Annotated in this window: 16 protein-coding genes; 8 read left to right on the forward strand and 8 right to left on the reverse strand. The window is 71.6% G+C overall.

Annotated features, from left to right (window positions below; genetic code table 11):
- Positions 1 to 376 precede the first annotated feature (376 nt).
- The 5 genes from ACFVS8_RS11365 to ACFVS8_RS11385 all read left to right on the forward strand — a co-directional run bounded on the left by ACFVS8_RS11365 (position 377) and on the right by ACFVS8_RS11385 (position 6,893).
- On the forward strand, positions 377 to 1,618 hold the full coding sequence (locus ACFVS8_RS11365; protein WP_387062607.1) for a Gfo/Idh/MocA family protein: 1,242 nt from the start codon (positions 377 to 379) through the stop codon (positions 1,616 to 1,618).
- 2 nt (positions 1,619 to 1,620) lie between these two features.
- Complete coding sequence (locus tag ACFVS8_RS11370) at positions 1,621 to 2,832, forward strand: DUF993 family protein (RefSeq protein WP_387061801.1); 1,212 nt, start codon at positions 1,621 to 1,623, stop codon at positions 2,830 to 2,832.
- Entirely contained in the window at positions 2,829 to 3,707 is an 879-nt protein-coding gene (locus ACFVS8_RS11375; protein WP_387061804.1) for a sugar phosphate isomerase/epimerase family protein, read from the forward strand. Before ACFVS8_RS11370 ends, ACFVS8_RS11375 begins: the two co-directional genes overlap by 4 nt.
- 53 nt (positions 3,708 to 3,760) lie before the next feature.
- Positions 3,761 to 5,137, forward strand: coding sequence for a GNAT family N-acetyltransferase (locus ACFVS8_RS11380; RefSeq protein ID WP_387061807.1), 1,377 nt, complete (start codon positions 3,761 to 3,763; stop codon positions 5,135 to 5,137).
- Between the two features lie 214 nt (positions 5,138 to 5,351).
- Positions 5,352 to 6,893: a peroxidase family protein gene (locus ACFVS8_RS11385; RefSeq protein WP_387061810.1), complete on the forward strand. Its 1,542-nt coding sequence runs from the start codon at positions 5,352 to 5,354 to the stop codon at positions 6,891 to 6,893.
- Between the two features lie 72 nt (positions 6,894 to 6,965).
- Here ACFVS8_RS11385 and ACFVS8_RS11390 read toward each other — a convergent pair whose 3' ends face one another.
- Entirely contained in the window at positions 6,966 to 8,084 is a 1,119-nt protein-coding gene (locus ACFVS8_RS11390; protein WP_387061812.1) for an AI-2E family transporter, read from the reverse strand.
- Between the two features lie 249 nt (positions 8,085 to 8,333).
- On the opposite strand from ACFVS8_RS11390, the gene ACFVS8_RS11395 reads away from it, so the two are divergent.
- Positions 8,334 to 9,791: an MDR family MFS transporter gene (locus tag ACFVS8_RS11395; protein ID WP_387061815.1), complete on the forward strand. Its 1,458-nt coding sequence runs from the start codon at positions 8,334 to 8,336 to the stop codon at positions 9,789 to 9,791.
- A 92-nt stretch (positions 9,792 to 9,883) separates the two neighbouring features.
- Here ACFVS8_RS11395 and ACFVS8_RS11400 read toward each other — a convergent pair whose 3' ends face one another.
- The 3 genes from ACFVS8_RS11400 to ACFVS8_RS11410 all read right to left on the reverse strand — a co-directional run bounded on the left by ACFVS8_RS11400 (position 9,884) and on the right by ACFVS8_RS11410 (position 13,610).
- A complete protein-coding gene (locus ACFVS8_RS11400; RefSeq protein WP_387061818.1) occupies positions 9,884 to 11,368 on the reverse strand; it encodes a lipase maturation factor family protein in 1,485 nt (494 codons plus the stop codon).
- Positions 11,369 to 11,437: 69 nt separating this feature from the next.
- Complete coding sequence (locus ACFVS8_RS11405; RefSeq protein WP_387061819.1) at positions 11,438 to 12,871, reverse strand: phytoene desaturase family protein; 1,434 nt, start codon at positions 12,869 to 12,871, stop codon at positions 11,438 to 11,440.
- 4 nt (positions 12,872 to 12,875) lie between these two features.
- Complete coding sequence (locus tag ACFVS8_RS11410; protein ID WP_387061821.1) at positions 12,876 to 13,610, reverse strand: NUDIX domain-containing protein; 735 nt, start codon at positions 13,608 to 13,610, stop codon at positions 12,876 to 12,878.
- Between the two features lie 110 nt (positions 13,611 to 13,720).
- On the opposite strand from ACFVS8_RS11410, the gene ACFVS8_RS11415 reads away from it, so the two are divergent.
- Positions 13,721 to 14,554 (forward strand): MBL fold metallo-hydrolase, encoded by an 834-nt coding sequence (locus ACFVS8_RS11415; protein WP_387061822.1) that lies wholly within the window; start codon positions 13,721 to 13,723, stop codon positions 14,552 to 14,554.
- 9 nt (positions 14,555 to 14,563) lie between these two features.
- On the opposite strand, the gene ACFVS8_RS11420 is transcribed toward ACFVS8_RS11415, so the two are convergent.
- Both ACFVS8_RS11420 and ACFVS8_RS11425 read right to left on the reverse strand, forming a co-directional pair.
- The gene (locus ACFVS8_RS11420) at positions 14,564 to 14,869 is read right to left on the reverse strand and encodes a DUF1540 domain-containing protein (protein ID WP_387061824.1); all 306 of its coding nucleotides are present in this window, start codon (positions 14,867 to 14,869) and stop codon (positions 14,564 to 14,566) included.
- Positions 14,870 to 15,248: 379 nt separating this feature from the next.
- Positions 15,249 to 15,656 carry a hypothetical protein gene (locus tag ACFVS8_RS11425; protein WP_387061827.1) on the reverse strand — a complete coding sequence of 136 codons (408 nt, stop codon included), beginning with the start codon at positions 15,654 to 15,656 and terminating at the stop codon, positions 15,249 to 15,251.
- Positions 15,657 to 15,849: 193 nt separating this feature from the next.
- Here ACFVS8_RS11425 and ACFVS8_RS11430 point away from each other — a divergent pair, with 193 nt between their 5' ends.
- On the forward strand, positions 15,850 to 16,932 hold the full coding sequence (locus tag ACFVS8_RS11430; protein ID WP_387061830.1) for a trans-sulfuration enzyme family protein: 1,083 nt from the start codon (positions 15,850 to 15,852) through the stop codon (positions 16,930 to 16,932).
- Positions 16,933 to 17,009: 77 nt separating this feature from the next.
- Here ACFVS8_RS11430 and ACFVS8_RS11435 read toward each other — a convergent pair whose 3' ends face one another.
- Positions 17,010 to 18,368, reverse strand: a complete 1,359-nt coding sequence (locus ACFVS8_RS11435) for an MFS transporter (protein ID WP_387061834.1) — start codon at positions 18,366 to 18,368, stop codon at positions 17,010 to 17,012.
- 51 nt (positions 18,369 to 18,419) lie between these two features.
- Positions 18,420 to 19,754 carry a guanine deaminase gene (gene guaD, locus ACFVS8_RS11440; RefSeq protein ID WP_387061837.1) on the reverse strand — a complete coding sequence of 445 codons (1,335 nt, stop codon included), beginning with the start codon at positions 19,752 to 19,754 and terminating at the stop codon, positions 18,420 to 18,422.
- Between the last annotated feature and the right edge of the window lie 30 nt (positions 19,755 to 19,784).

Genomic DNA, 19,784 nt, shown 5'->3' on the forward strand with positions numbered 1-19,784 from the left:
TCGGGGCTTCCTGGTGCTGTCCACGTTGACGCTCCTGTTCATCGCCGGTGATGCGCGGCGAGGTGGCCGCTGCCGAGAAAACGTTTCCCCGGCTCTTGGGTTCCTTTTCTAGCACGCCCGATGCACGCAGGCAAACCTTTTCTCAGAACCTCGGGAAAGGGTTTTCTCGTTTCCTCCTCCGAATGCACCCGGTCGGCCTTGCGCGCCGTCGCTTCGTGTGGTTCACTGCCGGGTAAACGCTTTCCAAGCTTTCCGGAGCTTGCCGACCACTGCCGGGCGACGCACGCCTCGCCGGCATGAAGAGGACACACCAGTGCCAGACATCGCATCCACCCAGGCCCAGGCCCAGGCCCAGACCAAGACCATCGGCATCATCATGAACGGGGTCTCTGGCCGCATGGGCTACCGCCAGCACCTCGTGCGCTCGATCCTCGCGATCCGCGAGCAGGGCGGCGTGCTCCTCGCCGACGGCGAGACCCGCGTGCAGGTCGAGCCGATCCTCGTCGGCCGCAGCGAGAAGAAGCTCGCCGACCTCGCGGCCAAGCACGGCATCGAGCACTGGACGACGAACCTCGACGAGGCGCTCGCCGACGACCGGTGGCAGATCTACGCCGACTTCCTCGTAACCAAGGCCCGCGCCGTCGCGATCAGGAAGGCCATCGCCGCCGGCAAGGCGATCTACACCGAGAAGCCCACCGCGGAGTCGTTCGACGAGGCGCTCGAGCTCGCCCGCCTCGCCGACGAGGCCGGCATCAAGAACGGCGTTGTGCACGACAAGCTCTACCTCCCCGGCCTGCAGAAGCTGCGCCGCCTCATCGACTCCGGCTTCTTCGGCCGCATCCTGAGCGTGCACGGCGAGTTCGGCTATTGGGTGTTCGAGGGCGACTGGCAGCCCGCCCAGCGCCCGAGTTGGAACTACCGCTCCGAAGACGGCGGCGGCATCATCGTCGACATGTTCCCGCACTGGAACTACGTGCTCGAGAACCTGTTCGGCCGGGTCGAGTCCGTCTACGCGAAGGCCGTCACCGAGATCCCCGAGCGCGTCGACGAGCGCGGCGAGCGCTACCCGGCCACGGCCGACGACGCGGCGTACGCGATCTTCGAGCTCGAGGGCGGCGTGGTCGCCCAGCTCAACTCCAGCTGGACCACGCGCGTGAACCGCGACGAGCTCGTCGAGTTCCAGGTCGACGGCACGCACGGCTCGGCGGTCGTCGGCCTCTTCGGCTGCAAGATCCAGCCGCGCAATGCGACCCCGAAGCCGGTCTGGAACCCCGACCTGGCCGACGCGCACGACTACGCGGGCGACTGGATCGAGAGCCCCGGCAACCGCGAGTTCGAGAACGGCTTCAAGACGCAGTGGGAGGAGTTCATCCGCCACGTGGTCGAAGACGCGCCCAACGAGTTCGACTTCCTCGCCGGTGCGCGCGGCGTGCTGCTCGCCGAGCTTGGCCTGCGGTCCAGCCGCGAGGGCCGCCGCGTCGAGCTCCCGGTCGTCACGATCGGGTCCGGCACCGGCAGTGCGGCGGATGTCGCGGCCGAGCCGGCTTCGGATGCAGTCCATGACGCGGAGCCGCTCGACGCCGAGGCGGTCGACGCCGAGTTCGCGGGCGTGCGCTGACCATGACCGCACTCACCCTGCTCGACGCCGACGGCGGGCTCCGCACCGCCGCGCTGGCCGAAGCTCCGGCATTCGCCAAGCCGAGGCATCCGCTCACCGCACGCGTCGCGTACGCGGCCGCGCACGTCGTGCCGAAGGCGCACGCCGACAACACCCCGGGGCAGCCCGCCGAGATCGACTGGGACGCGACGCTCGCGTTCCGCCATCACGTGTGGTCGTGGGGCCTCGGCGTCGCCGATGCCATGGACACCGCCCAGCGCAACATGGGCCTCGACGCCGCCGCGACGCGCGAGCTGATCTCGCGCAGTGCCGCCGAGGCGGCCTCGGTCGGCGGCGGGCTGGTCGTCGGCGTGAACACCGACCACGTCGAGGCCGAGCAGCTCTCGCTCGACGAGGTCGTCGACGCGTACAAGGCGCAGCTGCACTTCACCGAAGACGCGGGCGCGGGCGTCGTGCTCATGGCGAGCCGTCATCTGGCGCGCGTCGCGCAGGGCCCCGACGACTACCGTCGCGTGTACCGGGAGGTGCTGTCGGCGGCGGGCACGCCGGTCGTGCTGCACTGGCTCGGCACCGCGTTCGACCCGACGCTCGCGGGCTACTTCGGGTCGGAGCAGACGGATGCCGCGTCCGACACGCTGCTCGCGATCATCGACGAGCACGCCGACCGCATCCGGGGCGTGAAGATGAGCCTGCTCGACGCCGACGCCGAGATCGCGGTGCGCCGGCGCCTGCCGGGTTCGGCACGCATGTTCACGGGCGACGACTTCCACTACGTGGGGCTCATCGAGGGCGACGAGGTCGGGCACTCCGACGCACTCCTCGGCGCGTTCGCCGCGCTCGCGCCGAACGCCTCGGCCGCGATCCAGGCGCTCGATCGCGGCGACGTCGACGCGTACCGCACGATCCTCGCGCCTACCGAGCCGCTGTCGCAGCAGGTGTTCGCGTCGCCGACCTACTACTACAAAACGGGCGTCGCGTTCCTCTCCTGGCTGAACGGCCACCAGTCCGCCTTCCAGATGGTGGGCGGCCTGCACGCGGCGCGCAGCCTGCCGCACCTCTCGCGCATCGTCGAGCTGGCCAACGCCTCGGGCGCGCTCGAGCGGCCCGAACTCGCGGCGGCCCGCTGGCAGTCGCTGCTCACGCTGAACGGCGTCGAACCCGCACGCGCGACGGATGCCGCGTCGGCGCGTCTCGCCGAGGGGGTGCTCGCATGACCGCGAACCCGCGCCTGTCGATGAACCAGGCGACGATCAAGCACGCCTCGCTCGACGAGGCGCTGCGAGTCACGGTGGAGGGCGGCTACGAGTCGATCGGGCTCTGGCGCGAGCCCGTGCAGGCCGTCGGGCTCGGCGAGGCGGCCCGCCGCTTCGCCGACTCAGGGCTGCGCCTGTCGACGTACTGCCGCGGCGGCTTCTTCACGATGCCCGAAGGGCCGGCGCGGCGGGCCTCCCTCGACGACAACCGGCGCGGCATCGACGAGACGGCGGCGCTCGCCGCGGCCGGCGCGGCGGGGTCGACGCCCGTGTTCGTGCTCGTCGCCGGCGGCCTGCCCGAGGGGTCGCGCGATCTCGCGGGCGCCCGCACCCGGGTCGCCGAGGCCCTCGCCGAGCTGGCCCCGCACGCCGCATCCGCGGGTGTCACGCTCGCGATCGAGCCGCTGCACCCGATGTACGCGTCGGACCGCGCGGTCGTGTCGACGCTCGGGCAGGCGCTCGACCTCGCGGAGCCGTTCGACCCTGCGGTCGTCGGCGTCACGATCGACACCTTCCACGTCTGGTGGGATCCCGACGTGTTCGCGCAGATCGCGCGCGCCGGCGCGTCGGGGCGCATCGCGACGTACCAGGTATGCGACTGGGCGACGCCGCTCGCGGCCGACGTGCTGCTCTCTCGCCACCAGCCGGGCGACGGCGTGATCGACTTCGCCTCGCTCACGGCCGCCGTCGAGGCGACTGGATACGACCGCGACATCGAGGTCGAGATCTTCAACGCGGAGATCTGGGATGCCGCGTGGCCCGACGTCGTGGCAAGCACGGCGCGGGCGTTCGAGGCCTCGGTCGCGCCGCACCTGCGCGTCCGCGCGGCCGCCTGAGGCGTTCGGATCCGGGCGGCTCGCCGGCGCCGAAGGGTGGGTACGCTGGGACGGTGTTCGATCCCCGCAGCCTCCCGGCAGATCAGTCCGCGATCGACGCCCTGCGAGGCCAGGGGCTCGAGTACCGTCCGGTCGATCACGGCGACGAGGCTGCGCTGGAGGCCTGGGTGCAGGCCGAGACGCGCGGATTCCATCACGGGCGCCCCGAGCAGGCCGAGCTCCGCCGGTCGCTGCAGGTGGCGAGGCAGCGCAACGTGCGCGGCGTGTACGACCCGACCGCGCACGACGCGGCGGTGCCCGTCGCGACGGTCGACGGCTGGCCGTCCGGCCTCAGCGTGCCGGGCGGCCGCAGCGTCGACGCCTGGGCCGTGAGCGGCGTCACCGTCTCCCCCACGCACCGGCGGCGGGGCATCGCCCGCGCGCTCCTCGAGGCGCAGCTGCGGTACGCCCGCGAGGCCGGCGCCGCCCTCGCGATGCTGACCTTGACCGAGGCCACGATCTACGGGCGCTACGGGTTCGGCCCCGCGACGTCGGCGGCCACCCTGGTCGTCGACCGCCGCCGCGCGCGGTGGATCGGCCCCGACTCGCCTGGGAGGGTGCAGTTCGTCGAGCCGGCCGACCTCATCGCGAAGGCGCCGGCGATCGCCCGACGCGCGGTCGCCCGCACGCCGGGCGAGATCGACCGCTGGCCCGGGTTCCTCGAGCGGCACCTCGGGCTCGTCGATCCGTCGAGCGCCTCGTCGCGCGCGATCCGGGTCGCACGCTACGACGACGCATCGGGGCAGCCGCAGGGGTTCGTGGCGTACTCGATCCCCCGCGAGCCCAACCTGCCGGGCGTCATCGAGTGCGACCTGCTCGTCGCCGCATCCGATGACGCCGAGCGCGCCCTCTGGCGGTTCCTCGTCGAGCAGGACTTCGTGACCGAGGTCCGGGTGCGCCTGCGCAGCGTCGACGAGCCGCTGCCGTGGCTGCTCGAAGACCCGCGCGCGGCCTCGATGCACGACGTCGTCGACCACCTCTGGCTCCGGGTGCTCGACCCGGCCGTCGCACTGTCGGCGCGCGAGTACGGCGCGTCGGGCACGCTGACGCTCGAGGTGACCGACGCGCTCGGGCACGCGGCCGGCGCCTTCGTGCTCGACGTCGCGGGCGACGGGCGCGCCGAGGTGCGGCGCGTCGACGAGGCGCGCGGCGCCGGCGAGGTTCCGGATGCCGCGGGCACCGCCTCGCGTTCGGGTCGCCGTTCGCGCGCGCATGCCGCGCACGGGCTGCGGCTCGACGTGCGCGAACTCGGCTCGGTGTACCTGGGCGGCGTCCGGCCCTCGGTGCTGGCCCGCGCCGGACGCATCGGCGAGCTCTCGCCGGGCTCGCTCGCCCTGGCCGACCGGCTCTTCGCGGCGCCCCGCACGCCGCACCTCAGCATCTGGTTCTGACCGGGCGAACCCGCACGGGCTGCCCCCGCGGCGCGAGCCGTCGTGTTCCGAACCCGCGCAGGCCGACCCCGCCGCGCCGCGGCATCCATCGTCAGTGCGAGCACTGATGAGCATTCCTCACCTCAGTCGTACGCTCGCCGTGTTCACCCCGTAGATGCCGTGATGGCGACGCGCGCCGTCGCAGCGCGCGGGCCCACTCTGGAGGGCGAGAGCCATGCAACACGCCAACGCGCACTCGATCGTGCCGCTCAATGTCCCGCATTCCCGCAGTCATGACGGCCGGTTCGGCCGCCTGTTCGGTCGCGGGTTCACCACCTGGTCGCCGCCGGGCGCCACCGACGCCGAGAAGACCCAGGCGATCCGCACGTTCGCGATCGACGAGATGTTCACCGACGACGAGCCGGCCGACAGCCTGACTCCCGTCGGCTACACCTACCTCGGCCAGTTCATCGACCACGACATCACGTTCGACCCGCAGTCGAGCCTCACGAAGCACAACGACCCCGACGGCCTGCAGAACTTCCGGTCGCCGCGGTTCGACCTCGACAGCCTCTACGGCCGCGGGCCCGACGACCAGCCCTACCTGTACGACCACACCCGCGTGCTGCACGACGGCTACGCGGGCTTCCTCAAGGTCGGCCGGGGCGAGTCCCCGAAGGAGCATGACGTGCAGCGCAACGACGAGGGCATCGCCCTCATCGGCGATCCGCGCAACGACGAGAACCGCATCGTCTCGCAGCTCCAGCTCGCGTTCGTGCTGGCCCACAACAGCACGTTGCAGAAGCTCGCGGATGCCGCGGACCCCGCCGTGCAGTCGGGCCACGACCTCTTCGTGGAGGCCCAGCGCATCACGGTGTGGTTCTACCAGTACGTCGTCTGGAACGACTTCGTGTCCCGCATCGTCGCGCCGTCGGTGTTCGCCGAGGCGATCTCGTTCGACGAGGATGCGGGCGACGGCGACGGGCCGTTCTACACGGTGACCTACGGATTGAAGGACGTCTACGACTGGAGCGAGAACCCGTTCATGCCGGTCGAGTTCTCGACGGCGGCGTACCGGTTCGGCCACTCGATGATCCGCGCCGAGTACCAGATCAACTTCCCGTTGCAGGGCGGTGTCGGCACGCAGTTCGGCAAGCCGATCTTCTCCACGCCCGGCGTGACCCAACCGAGCGTGCCCGTGCCCGGCCCGCCCGACCTGCGCGGCGGGTCGCCGCTGCCCGATCGGCACTCGCTGCAGTGGGACTGGTTCTTCGACTTCCCGTCGTCGGGCGGCCCGTTCCCGCAGATGGCGCACAAGATCGACACCCACCTCAGCAAGTCGGTGTTCACCATTCCCGGCGGACCGACCCCGAACCCGCTCGCCGAGCTCAACATCCGCCGCGGCTGGCGCATGGAGCTGCCCCCGGCCACCGAGGTCGCGCACGCCCTGCACATCCGCCCGATCGAGGGCCTCGACCCGATGGAGGAGTCGCTCTGGGTCTACATCCTCAAGGAGGCGTCCGAGCAGGCCGACGGCGAGCACCTCGGCGCGGTCGGTTCGACGATCGTGGCGGCGGTGTTCTCCGGCCTCCTGCGGGGCGACGCGTTCTCGTACCTGAACCGCGACCCGCACTGGACCCCGGCGAAGGAGACGGTGGGCGGTGCGCCGCTCTTCGAGAAGATCTCGACCGTCGACGGCAAGTGGGAGATCACCGACCTGATCAAGGCCTCCGGTCTGCCCATCGACGGCGGCGCCGTCAACACCCTGTTCGCCTGATCGGCGAGCGGATGCCGCGTCCCGCCGTGCATGCGGCAGGGCGCGGCATCCGGCGTGCGACGACGCTCGCCGTCAGTGGGTGTCCTGCCTCGGGAAGACCACCTTCTCCACGATGATGATGAGCGAGGCCGCGACCGGGATCGCGACGAGGGCGCCGAGCACGCCGCCGAGGGTGCCGCCCGCGACGGCGGCGATGACGACGAGTGCGCCGGGCACCGCGACCGCGCGGTTCATGATGCGAGGGCTCAGCACGTACGCCTCGACCTGCATGTAGACCAGGTAGTAGATCGCGGCCACGAGCGCCGTGAGCGGAGAGGCCGCGAGGCACACGAGCGAGATGATCACGGCCCCCGTCAGCGTTCCGACGAGCGGCACGAGCGAGAGCAGGAACGCGATGAACGCCAGCAGGATGGGCGCCGGTGCCCCGATGATCGTCAGGAAGATGAGGCTCAGCACGCCGTTGACCGCGCCGAGCGAGAACTGCCCGATCACGTACCGGCCGACCGATCCCGTGATCTCCTCGGTGACCTCGCGGTACTTGCCGCGCGAACTGGCGGGCACGAACTTGACCGAGTACCGCTTCATCGAGTCGAGTGAGGCGAGGAAGTACAGCGTCAGGATCAGCACGATCGTGGCGCCCGTGAATCCGCCGGCGATGCCGGCGCCGACCGCGAGGATCCCGCCGCCGAGCGTGCCGAGGTTCGCCGGGTCGGCGAGCCAGTCGCCTGCCGACGCGATCGCGTCGTCGATCGCGTGGTCTCCCCCGCCGAGCTGGTTGAGCCAGGCGACGAAGTCGCTATTCAGCACGTTCTGGACGATGTCGTCCCAGTTCTCGACGATGAACTTGGTCTGCGACACCACGATCGGCACGATCGCGGCGATCAGGCCCACGAAGATGCCGATGACCACGGCGAACACGATGAGGATGGCCGCCCACCGCGGCATGCGGCGCTGGAGCCAGCTGACCACGGGGTCGAGGCCGAGCGCGAGGAACAGCGCGAGGGCGACGTAGAGGATGACCGTGCCGAGCTGGGCGACGATGCCGCCGAGCACGAGCGCGAGCAGTACGCCGAGCGCACCGATGAAGCCGATGCGGAACGACCTGATCTTCACCTCGGGCGCGTTCGCCGTGGCATCCGTCGTGATCTGCGCCGCTGTCGGGGCCTGGCGTGGCCGTGCTCGTCTCCACATGGATGCGACGCTACGCGGTGACGGGCCCCCGGAACAGGGTGCCGCGCCGGAATCCGGTTTGCTTACCCGGTTAGCGATGTTCTTGGTAGAATGCGGCCGCCTGATCGCGGTCGACGCGCGGCCGGCCCGCGGTGCGAGCCGCGGTGCGAGCCGCGGTGCGGGCCGCGGCATCCGGTTCGGGAATGAATCCCCCGCGACGACGATTGTCATTGGAGTGGGCGGCACCGTGCGCTCGCGGCGAGGAGGAGCATGGCCGAGACGAGTGCGGTCGGATTCCGATCCGAGCGGGGCCCGGTGCTCATCGCCGTGATGCTGGCCACCGGCCTCATCGCGATCGACTCGACGATCCTCGCGACGGCGGTGCCGTCGATCGTCGCCGACCTCGGCGGATTCGCGCAGTTCCCGTGGCTGTTCTCGATCTACCTGCTCGCGCAGGCGGTGTCGGTGCCCGTCTACTCGAAGCTCGCCGACACCCTCGGCCGCAAGCCGATCATGCTCGTCGGCATCGGGCTCTTCCTCGTCGGCTCGATCCTCTGCGGGTTCGCCTGGGACATGACCTCGCTCATCGTCTTCCGCGCGGTGCAGGGGCTCGGCGCCGGTGCCGTGCTGCCGGTGTCGATCACGATCACGGGCGACATCTACACCGTCCGCGAGCGCGCGAAGGTGCAGGGCTACATCGCGAGCGTCTGGGCAGCGTCGTCGGTCGTCGGTCCCACCCTCGGCGGCCTGTTCGCCGAGTTCGCGTCGTGGCGCTGGATCTTCTTCGTCAACATCCCTCTGTGCCTGCTCGCCGGGTGGATGCTGATCCGCTCGTACCACGAGTCGGTCGGGCGCGAGAAGCACCGCATCGACTTCGCGGGCGCGAGCGTGCTGACCGTGGCGTCGACTCTCCTCATCCTCGCGGTGCTCGAGGGCGGTCAGGCGTGGGCGTGGCTGTCGTGGCAGTCGATCGGCGCCTTCGCCGCCGGCGCGCTGCTGCTCGTCGTGTTCGTGCTGATCGAGCGACGGGCCGCCGAACCGGTGCTGCCGCTCTGGGTCTTCTCGCGCCGGCTCATCGTGACCACGTCGCTCATCTCGCTCGGCGTCGGTGCCGTGCTCATCGGGCTCACCTCGTACGTGCCGACCTTCCTCGAGTCCACGGCCGGGGCATCGCCGCTCGTGTCGGGGCTCGCCGTCGCGGCACTCACGCTCGGCTGGCCGATCGCGGCGTCGAACGCGGGTCGCCTGTTCCTGCGCATCGGATTCCGGGCCACCGCCCTCATCGGGCTCGCGGTCGCGGTGCTCGGCTCCGCGGCGCTCGTGGCGGCCTCGCTCACCCCGAACGTCTGGACCACCGCGATCGCGTGCTTCATCGTCGGCCTCGGCCTGGGCCTCGTCGCCTCGCCCACCCTCATCGCCGCGCAGTCGTCGGTGCCGTGGACCGAGCGCGGGGTCGTGACCGGCGCCAACATGTTCCTCCGCTCGATGGGCAGCGCCGTCGGCGTCGCCGTGTTCGGCGCGGTGGCCAACGGCGTCATCGCCCGATCCGGGCTCGGGGAGCACTCCCCCGTCGCGATCCACGGCGCGTCGACCGCGGTCTTCATCGCGGTGCTGATCGCGGCGGTCGCCACGATCGCGGGTGGTCTCGCGATGCCCAGGGCGCACGTCGACGACATCGAGCACCGCCCTGCCGAGGCGACGGCGGTCGAGGAGCGCCCGGCCCAGTAAGGCCCGGCCCGGCGCGTCCTGCCCGGCACGCTGGGCCGCCCGGCAGAGCCAAGCACAGTTGCGCCCGGCAGAACCCGCCCGGCCGACCCGGCTCAACGCAGGCCGGTGGGCGGCACGACCTCGCCCTCGAGCGTACGGATCCACCGCACGCGCAGCTCGCGGAACTCCGCCCGGGTGGCGAAGCGGTAGCGGTAGGCCAGCACGCGCACCAGGGCGGGCGGGCGGCCGCCGAACGGATCGTGCGCGAGCAGGCGCAGGGTCGCGGCATCCGCCTCGAGCAGGCGCAGCAGGAAGACGGCGAACCACGGCTCGTGCATGCGGCCGAGCGGCAGGAACCACATCAGCCAGTCGAGTCGCAGGTGGTACGGCGCCCACTGCCGCGGGATCGCCCGCACGTCGCCGGGCTTGCCCTTGAAGCCGTACTCGCGCCACTCGACAGCGGCTCCGTCGCCGTCGGACCCGTCGACCGCGCCCTCGACCACGAACTCGATGCGGCGCTTCGTGACCGTGCCGAACGCGCCGTAGGCGTTCACCAGCATCCACCGGTTGAAGCTCGCGTTCATGAGCTGCCGCCGCGAGACGAGGTTGCGCAGCGGCCACCAGCTCAGCACCAGCAGCAGGGCGGATGCCGCGAGCACGACGACGATCCACCAGAGGGGGCTCGCCGCGGCATCCGTCGCCCCCGAGGCGAGGTCGAGCGGGATCGCGGGCACGACGGCGTGCCACACCCGATCCGGGATCGCCGACGCCGCGAGCACCACGGTGATCCAGTTGAGCCACGCGAAGTTGCCCGTCACGATGAGCCAGAGCTGGGTGAGGATCACGACCGCGGCGGCGATCGCACCCACCGGCACCTGGCCGAGCGCCGGCACCGGCAGCGTCGGCACGAAGAGCAGGAACGGCACGACGAGCTGGGCGACGTGGTTGCCCAGCACCTCGCCGCGGTGGAACCATGCCGGCAGCAGGTGCGCCTGCCGGCTGAGCGGCCCTGGCATCGGCTGCGTCTCGTGGTGGTACATGAGCGCCGTGAGGTCGCGCCACTCGCGACCGCCGCGGATCTTGATCATGCCGGCCCCGAACTCGAGCCGGAACACGAGCCACCACACGGCGACGACGATCGTGATCGGCGGCGGCACCTGCGACGACCCGAGGAACGCGACGGTGAACAGCGCCTCGCAGAGCAGCATCTCCCAGCCGAAGCCGAAGAACGTCTGCCCCACGTTCACGATCGACAGGTACAGCGCCCACGTCGCGAGCAGCACGAGCATCGGCACCCACGGCGGCCCGAGCTGCGGCAGGCCGACGACGACGGATGCCGCGAGCACCACGCCCGCGACCGCGACGACCACGAGCCGCCGATCGCTGTAGCCCCAGCGGAACACGCTCGGACCGCGCCCGCGTCCCTGCGTGGCCGCGAGCAGGCGAGGCACCGGCAGCAGGCCGTGCTCGCCGAGCAGCGGCCGGAACTGGTTCAGCGTCGAGACGAACGCGATGAGCGCGAGCACGGCGACCCCGCGCTGCAGCACCTCGCGCGCGACCTCGTAGTCGCGGGCGTCGAACCAGGCGAACGGCTCCACACCCTCACGCTACGCCCCGGGCGGATTCCCGCACCGGCGGGTCGGCGCACGCCGGTCAGCGCACGCCGGTCAGCGCACGCCGAAGCGATCGCGCAGCGCCAGCCTGGCCGCCCACCAGCCGTTCATGCCGTGCACTGCGGGCCCCGGCGGCGTGGCGGCCGAGCAGAGGTAGACCCCCGGCATCGGCGTGCGCCAGGGCGTCGGCGACATGACGGGCCGCTTCACGAGCTGCGCGAGCGTGAGCGCCCCGGCAGAGATGTCGCCGCCGACGAGGTTGGCGTTGCGCCCGGCCATGTCGGCGGCGCTGCTCGTCGCCGACGCGAGCACGAGGTCGCGGAACCCCGGCGCGAACCGCTCGATCTCGGCGGTGACGATCTCGGTCGCGTCGAACGTCGACCCGGCGGGCACGTGCGTGTACGCCCACAGCACGTGCCGACCGGCCGGTGCCCGCGACGGGTCGAACAGGCTCGGCTGCGTCACGAGCACGTACGGATGCCGCGGCGCACCATCGACGCCGGGCTGCAGCCCGCGGTGCACGGCGTTCTCGGCCGCCGCGATCTCGGCGCGCGAGCCGCCCAGGTGCACGGTCGCGCTCGCCGCGACCTCGGGGTTCGCCCACGGCACCGGGCCCGACAGCGCGAAGTCCACCTTGGCCACGCCCGAGCCGTAGCGGTACCGCCGCAGCGCCCGCGCGTATCCAGCGGGCAGGTCTTCGCGCAGCAGCAGCTCCGGAGTCGTGTCGAGCAGCACCGCGCGCGAATCGCGCACCTCGTCGAGGCGCTCGACCGCGGCATCAGTCACGATCTCGGCACCGCGCTCGCGCAGCTCGGCGACGAGCGCATCGGCGATGGCCTGCGAACCGCCGCGCGGGAACCCCCAGCCGACCCCGTGGCCGTGCATCGCGAGCAGCAGCCCGGCGCCCGCAGAGGCGAGCGACGGCATGCGACCGGCGGCGTGCGCGACGACCCCCGTGAACAGCGCCTCGGCCGTCTCGCCCGAGAACCGATTGTTCCAGAGCCCGGGCACGCCCTGCTCGAGCGCGCGCAGCCCGAAGCGCAGCGTCGCGAGCGGATCGCGCGGCACCCGCAGCAGCTGCGATCCGGTGAACGCGACGACCCCGCGCTCTCGCACGAGCAGGGGTGCGACGAGGCGCCGCCACGCCTGGCCGTCGGCGCCGAGGCCGTCGACCGTGCGCTCGAGGTCGCGCCACGCGATGCCCGCGCGCCCGCCGTCGAGGGGATGCGCGTACGAGGCCTCCGGCACGATCCAGTCGACGCGGTCGAGCAGCCCGAGCCGGCGGAACACGGGCGACGCGAGGGCTGCCGGGTGCACTGCGGACCCGACGTCGTGCCGGAACCCCGGCAGCGTGAGCTCGGCCGTGCGCACGCCGCCGCCCAGGGTCGACGCCGCCTCGAGCACGCGCACCGAGAGCCCGGCGCGTGCCATCACGACGGCGGCGACGAGCCCGTTCGGTCCGCTGCCGACGACCGTGACGTCGGTCACGCGCTCAGAACCCGGCACCGAGGGTGTTCGTGTAGATCCACGGCAGGCGATCCATGATGAGGCGGTGCCTGGTGCCGTGCGCGTCGGGCCCCTCGTCGGGCACCGCGTGCGCGTCGGGGCGCTCGGCATCGGTGTCGAACGCCTCGTCCTCCTGCCACAGCACGGCCGTGCGGTCGTCGCTGTACCGGGAGATGTACGGCGTGATCTCACCGCTCCCGAGTTCGGCGAGCGCCTCGTCGACGGATGCCGCGTCGGTCAGCCCGTGCACGGTCACCCAGGTCGGCGGCCACAGGGTCATTGCGCCGAGCGCATGCCGTTCGAGCACGTCGACCGGGCGCAGCCACTCGGCCTGCACGACCTCGTCGGGAGCGAGCACGAGGTCGCCCTCGGGCACGCGCGCGGCGAAGAACCAGGTGCGTCGCGGCGACGGGGAACCTGGCGGAGGCGTCCAGTGCGCGAACGGCACGAGGTCGTGCCGTCGGAGCACGAGCCCGACCTCCTCGTGCGTCTCGCGCACGGCCGCGTTGCGGGCGGCGGCCTCGTCGTCGGGCGAGCCGTCGCCGACGTCTTCTGGCTCGACCGCGCCGCCCGGGAACACCCACGCGCCGGGGAACCTACCCCGATGCGGTCGTTCGGCGAGCAGCACCTCCACGCCGCGCTCGCCGTCGCGCAGCAGCACGACCGTGGCCGCGTACCCCATGACCCCGTCGTCCATCAGTGCGTCGAGCTCGCCGGACATGCCCTCCACCCTATGGCCGTCCGCCGGAATCCGCACCGTCGGCCGCTCCGCACCGTCCGCCTCGACCGCGGGCGGGCGGGCGGAGTGCGCTCGCGCGTACACTTCGGGGCATGGCCGACCCGCTGCCCCACCACGCCCGCCGCAGCATCCGCCCGTCGTCCGTCTCGCGACTGGCCACGAGCCTGCTCGCCCCGAATCCCGGCCCGATGACGCTCGACGGCACGAACTCCTACGTGCTGCGCGCACCGGGCGCTCGGGGCGCCGTGGTCGTCGACCCGGGGCCGCTCGACGAGGGGCACCTCGAACGGCTCGCCGCGTTCGGTCCGATCGAGCTCGTGCTGCTCACCCACCACCACGGCGACCACCGCGACGGACTCGTGCGGTTCGCCCAGCTGACCGGAGCTCCGGTGCGCGCGATCGACCCCGCGTTCTGCATCGACGCCGCGCCGCTCGTCGACGGCGAGCGCATCACGGCCGCCGGGCTCGAGATCGACGTGCTGGCGACGCCCGGCCACACCGCCGACTCGGCGTGCTTCCTGCTCGCGGGCGACGCGCCGCACGGCTCGATGCTCACGGGCGACACCATCCTCGGCCGCGGCACGACGATCATCGCCGATCCCGACGGCGCGCTCGGCCCCTACCTCGAGTCGCTGCAGCGCCTGCGCGCGGTCGGCCGCGGCTCGGGCGGCCACGTCGCCGTGCTGCCCGGCCACGGACCGGTGCTGCGCGACCTCGGCGACATCTGCGACGAGTACATCGCCCACCGCGCCGAGCGCCTCGACCAGGTGCGAGCCGTGCTCGCCTCGCTCGGGGCGGACCCCGCTGATCCGTCGACCGTCTCGCGGGTCGTCGACACCGTCTACGCCGAGACTCCCGCCGCGGTCAGGCCCGCGGCCGAGGCATCCGTGCGCGCGCAGCTGGCGTACCTCCGCGCACACGGATGACGAATCGGGTCAGGCGACCTCGTAGGTGAGGCAGTCGGCGTCGTCGGACGAGCCGGCGCCGATGCGCACGGAGGCCGCTGTGCACTCGAGCGAGCTGTTGTGCACGCACTCGGCGCGCTGGCAGGCGCCGACGTGGGTCACGACCTTGTCGAGTCCACCTCGTGTGCCGAGCGGGATGAACGTGGCGCATTCGGCGTCGCCGACGGCACCGCCGATCGTGACCGCCGCCGCGTGGCAGTGCGAGTGGTCGTTGTAGGAACAGCCGCTGACCGAACACTCGGAGACGGCGGGCAGTTCGTCGAGGGTCATGCTCATGGTGGCCTCCGCATGGTCGCTGGGTCGCTGGTCGCTGGGTACCGCGATGGTACGCCCGCCCCTCGCGCCACCGCCATGCAAACGTGCCGACTTACCCCAGATCACAGCCGATTTTCTTTTTAGGCGAGCCTCACCTATCCACGCTTTCCGACCCCGGACCTCGCCTCGTCCGGCTTTACCGGCGGTGCCGCGCACGCCAGAATGGAAGGCACGACCTCGAAGGGAAGCTCCATGTCGATCGAATCCGTGATCTGGTCCGTGTTCGGGGTCATCGCCCTCGTCGGCGGCGTCGGACTGATCGCCGCGATCATCTCGCTCGTCCGCGCACCGCGGTAGGCGGTACGCGCGGCCGGCCGCGAGCGGCCCGCCGCGGCATCCGTCAGTGCTTCGGCGGCCTCGTCGACCAGATCGCGAGCACCACGAGGAGCGGCTGGAAGAACAGCCTCGCGAGCCGTGACCGATCCGTCGTGAGGCCGAACGCGTCGCGCCGCTCGCGCCACTGCGCCACGTTGCCCGGGAAGACGGCCACGAAGAACGCCGCCACGATCCATCCGATGCGACGGCGCTCCTTCGGCAGCACGACGAGCGCCTTGCCGAGCGCGACCTCCACCACTCCCGAGGCCACGACGACGCCGTCGGCGTCCATCGGCACCCACGTCGGGACCTGCGCGCGGAACTCCTTGCGGGCGAACGTCAGGTGGCTCACCCCCGCGAAGACGAGCCCGAGGGCGAGGAGCCATCTGGCGATGCTGCGGGGAACCGTGGAGGTGCGGATGTCTGAGCCCATGTTCCGACGCTAGGCGGGAGCGCGGCCGCTGTCATCCCCCTTGCGCATCGCGCGGGAACGGATGCCGCGTCGCACGCGCTCACATCGTCGCGTCGCGTCATCGCTTCGGGATGCGCGTCGCACCCGGGTTACGCTGACGGAGGCCGCGTGTCCCAGCCGCGGCATCCCACCCCATGCTCTTCCGGAGGCCCCCGTGCACGAACCGACGACCGCGACGCCCGCGCTCCACCCCGAGACGCGCCTCATCATCGCCGGTCGTCCCGCGCACACGCCCGATGCGCCGATGAACGTGCCGGTGCACCTCACCTCGACCTACGTCGCCGGCGGCGACCTCGAGTACGCCCGCTACGGCAACCCGTCGTGGACCGCCTTCGAGGAGGCGCTCGGCGGGCTCGAGGGGGGCCGGGCCGTCGCGTTCGCGTCGGGCATGGCGGCGATCACCGCGGTCGTCGACCTGGTGCCCACCGGAGGGCGGGTCGTCGCGCCCCGGCACTCGTACACCGGCACGGTCGCCCAGCTCGACCAGCTCGCGGCGCAGGGACGACTGGCCGTCGCGTACGTCGACATCAGCGACACCGCCGCTGTCGCGGCCGCCGTCGCGGGTGCCGACCTCGTGTGGATCGAGTCCCCCACGAACCCAGCGCTCGAGCTCGCCGACATCCCGGCGATCGTGACCGCGGCGCACGAGCACGGCGCCCTCGTGGCCGTCGACAACACGTTCGCGACGCCGCTGCTGCAGCGCCCGCTCGAATCGGGCGCCGACCTCGTCGTGCACTCGGCGACCAAGTACATCTCGGGCCACAGCGACGTGCTCATGGGTGCGGTCGTCGCCGCGACCGACGAGCTCGCAGAGCGCGTGACCGCGTACCGCACCCTGTTCGGCGCGATCCCCGGACCGTTCGAGACCTACCTCGCGCTGCGTGGCCTGCGCACCCTGCCGGTGCGGCTCGAACGCGCGCAGGCGACCGCGGCCGAGCTCGCCTCGCGCCTGCACGGCCACCCCGCCCTCGACGAGGTGCGCTACCCGGGGTTCGGGGCGATCATCTCCATCGTCGTGCGCGGGGGCAAGGAGCCCGCAGACGCGCTCGTGCAGCGCACCGCGCTCTGGGTGCACGCGACGAGCCTCGGCGGCGTGGAGTCGACCTTCGAGCGCCGCCGCCGCTGGCAGCTCGAGCAGCCAACCATCCCCGACGGCCTCGTGCGCCTCTCGGTCGGCCTCGAGCACGTCGACGACCTGCACCGCGACCTCGTGCAGGCCCTCGACTCGCTCGGCTGAATCGCGACGAACCCCCTGAGCCCGATCGGGGCTCAGGGGGTTCGGTGCTCAGGGATCCGCAGCTCTGGCGGTCGCGCTCAGGCTGCCGTGGCCGGCTTCTTCTCGGAGATGAACAGCGACGCGATCGCACCGATCACGACCACCACCGGGATCAGCCACAGCGCCGTCTGGAAGTCGGCGAGGTCGGCGTCGTCGGGCAGCAGCTGGCTCGGGATCGACTGCAGCAGACCGCCGACGATGAAGCAGATGCCGTTGACGATGGCCGACGCACTGCCCACGAGTCGGCCGGGCACGACCTCGCCCGCGATCGTGAAGCCGAGCATGTGGCCGCCGGCGAAGAAGCCGATCGCGAACATGAGCGTGAGCGCCGCGCCCTTGCCCTCCTCGGGCAGGTAGATCACGAGGGCGATCGCGAGCGCCTGCAGCACCAGCGCGTAGAAGGCCGGCCACTTGCGACTGCCCCAGCGGTTCGACACGATGTTCGCCAGCGGGGCACCGACGGCGAGGCCGAGCCAGGCGAGCGCGGTGAGCACGGTCGCGAAGTCGGTCTCGGCGCCGCGGGCCTCCATGATGCGCGGGCCCCACAGCGTGCCGACGGCGAGCATCGCACCGAACGACGCACCCGCGAGGATCGACGCGAGCACGACGCGCACGTTCGAGAACGCCTTGCCGAGATCGCGCAGGATGTTGGCGAAGACGTTGCCCTTCGGCTTCTCGACGACCACGCCGGGTGCCGGTGCTGGGTTGCGCACGAACGCGAAGAACAGCACCGTGAGGATCACGCCGAACACGCCGAACGCGACGAGCAGCTCCTGCCAGGTGAGGTTGTCGAGCGTGGCGAGGATGAGCGGCTGCCCGATGGCCGAGCCGAGGCTCGCGAACGTCTGCACGAGGCCGAACATGAGGCCGTACTTCGCGGCGCCGAACCAGTTGCCGCCGAGGTATCCGGCGCCGACGAAGCCGAACGACGAGCCGATCGCGAGCACCGCCTGCGCGGTGGCGAGCGTACCGAAGTTCGTGGTGCCCGCGTAGAGGAACGCGCCGACGGTGACGAACGCGACGGCGATCGCCATCAGCGGTCGGGGGCCGAACCGGTCGAGCAGCGCACCCGAGAAGAACTGCACGAGGGCGAACACCCAGGTGTAGATGGATGCCGCGAGGCCGATCTGCCCGATCGTGAGGCTCGCGTCGTTCTGGATGTCGGGAGAGACGACCGCGTATCCGGTCTGGATCGCGAACAGCCACACGACGAAGGTGGTCGCGAGCACCCAGATGAGCCAGGCCTCCGGACCGCCGATGCGTCGATGGTCGCCGTGGAACCACTGGTGCGACCCGTGGTAGTACGCGGCGTGGCCCGTCGATGATCCGGCGGACTGCGCCGGAACGGCGGTCGCGGCGCCCGGCGTTCCGTCGGCGCTGGTGGTGGTGTCTGACATCGGTGCTCCAGTTCCCCTTGGTGAAGCTCGGACGGTACGGGTCAGTGGTTCCTAGTGGCCGTCGCGCGAGTACGCGACATCCCCGGCGATGTAGGTCGTCGCGATCGCGCGGTCGTCGCCCATGGTCGCGAGCACGAAGAGCTGCTCCTCGAGGCTCTCGACCTGGGCGCTGCGGAACTCGAGCAGCGGTGTCGCCTTGGTGTCGAGCACGACGAGGTCGGCCTCCTTGCCCACCTCGATGGAGCCGATGCGGTCGTCGAGCCCGAGGGCCTCGGCGCTGCCGAGCGTCGCGAGGTAGAGCATCTTGATCGAGTCGAGCGGGTACTGGGTGAGCTGGGCGACCTTGTACGCCTCGTTCATCGTCGCCAGCAGCGAGAAGCTCGTGCCCGCGCCGATGTCGGTGCCGAGCCCGACCTTCACCGGGTGCGTGTGGTTCTTCGCCTGGTGCACGTGGAACAGGCCGCTGCCGAGGAACAGGTTCGAGGTCGGGCAGTGCGAGATCGCCGACCCCGTCTCGTGCACCCGCAGCCGCTCGTGGGCCGTCAGGTGCACGCCGTGCGCGAGCACCGCGCCCGGCCGCAGCAGCCCGGCCCGGTCGTACACGTCGAGGTACCCGTTCGCCTCGGGGAACAGCGACTTGACCCAGGCGATCTCGCCGAGGTTCTCGCTCACGTGCGTGTGCATCAGCGTCGTGGGGTGCTCGCGGAGCAGCGTGGCGGCCGCGGCGAGCTGCTCGGGCGTCGAGGTCGGCGCGAACCGCGGCGTGACCGCGTAGTGGTTGCGCCCCTTCCCGTGCCAGCGTTCGATCAGCGCCTTCGAGTCGTCGTAACTCGACTGCGCGGTGTCGAGCAGGTGCTCGGGGGCGTTGCGGTCCATCATGACCTTGCCGCCGACCATGCGCATGTTGCGCCGCGTCGCCTCCTCGAAGAAGGCGTCGACCGACTGCGGGTAGACCGCCGCGAACGTCAGCGCGGTCGTCGTGCCGTTCGAGAGCAGCTGGTCGAAGAACACCTTCGCCACGGCATCGGCGTACGCCTGGTCGACGAACTTCTGCTCCGCGACGAAGGTGTACGTGTTCAGCCAGTCGATCAGCTGGGCCCCGAAGGCCGCGATGATCCCCGTCTGCACGTAGTGGATGTGGGTGTCGATGAACCCGGCGGTGATGATGCCGTCGGGGTGGTGGTCGACGTGCGCGCCGTCGGCGAGCAGGTGCTTCGTCTGGTCGTACGGCCCCACCGACGTGATCACCCCGCCCTCGACGATGATGAGTCCGTCGGTGTGCTCGACCAGCACATCGGACTCGAGGAACGGATCCCCCGTCACCGTGACGACGTGCCCGCGGATCGCGTGGTCACCTGACGTGGAGCTCGGTAGGTAGTACGGCATGACATCCCCTCATGTATCCCGACTTCGGCT

It is taken from the genome of Agromyces sp. NPDC058110, from assembly GCF_042884735.1.
In the GTDB taxonomy this organism is placed as follows: Bacteria; Actinomycetota; Actinomycetes; order Actinomycetales; family Microbacteriaceae; genus Agromyces.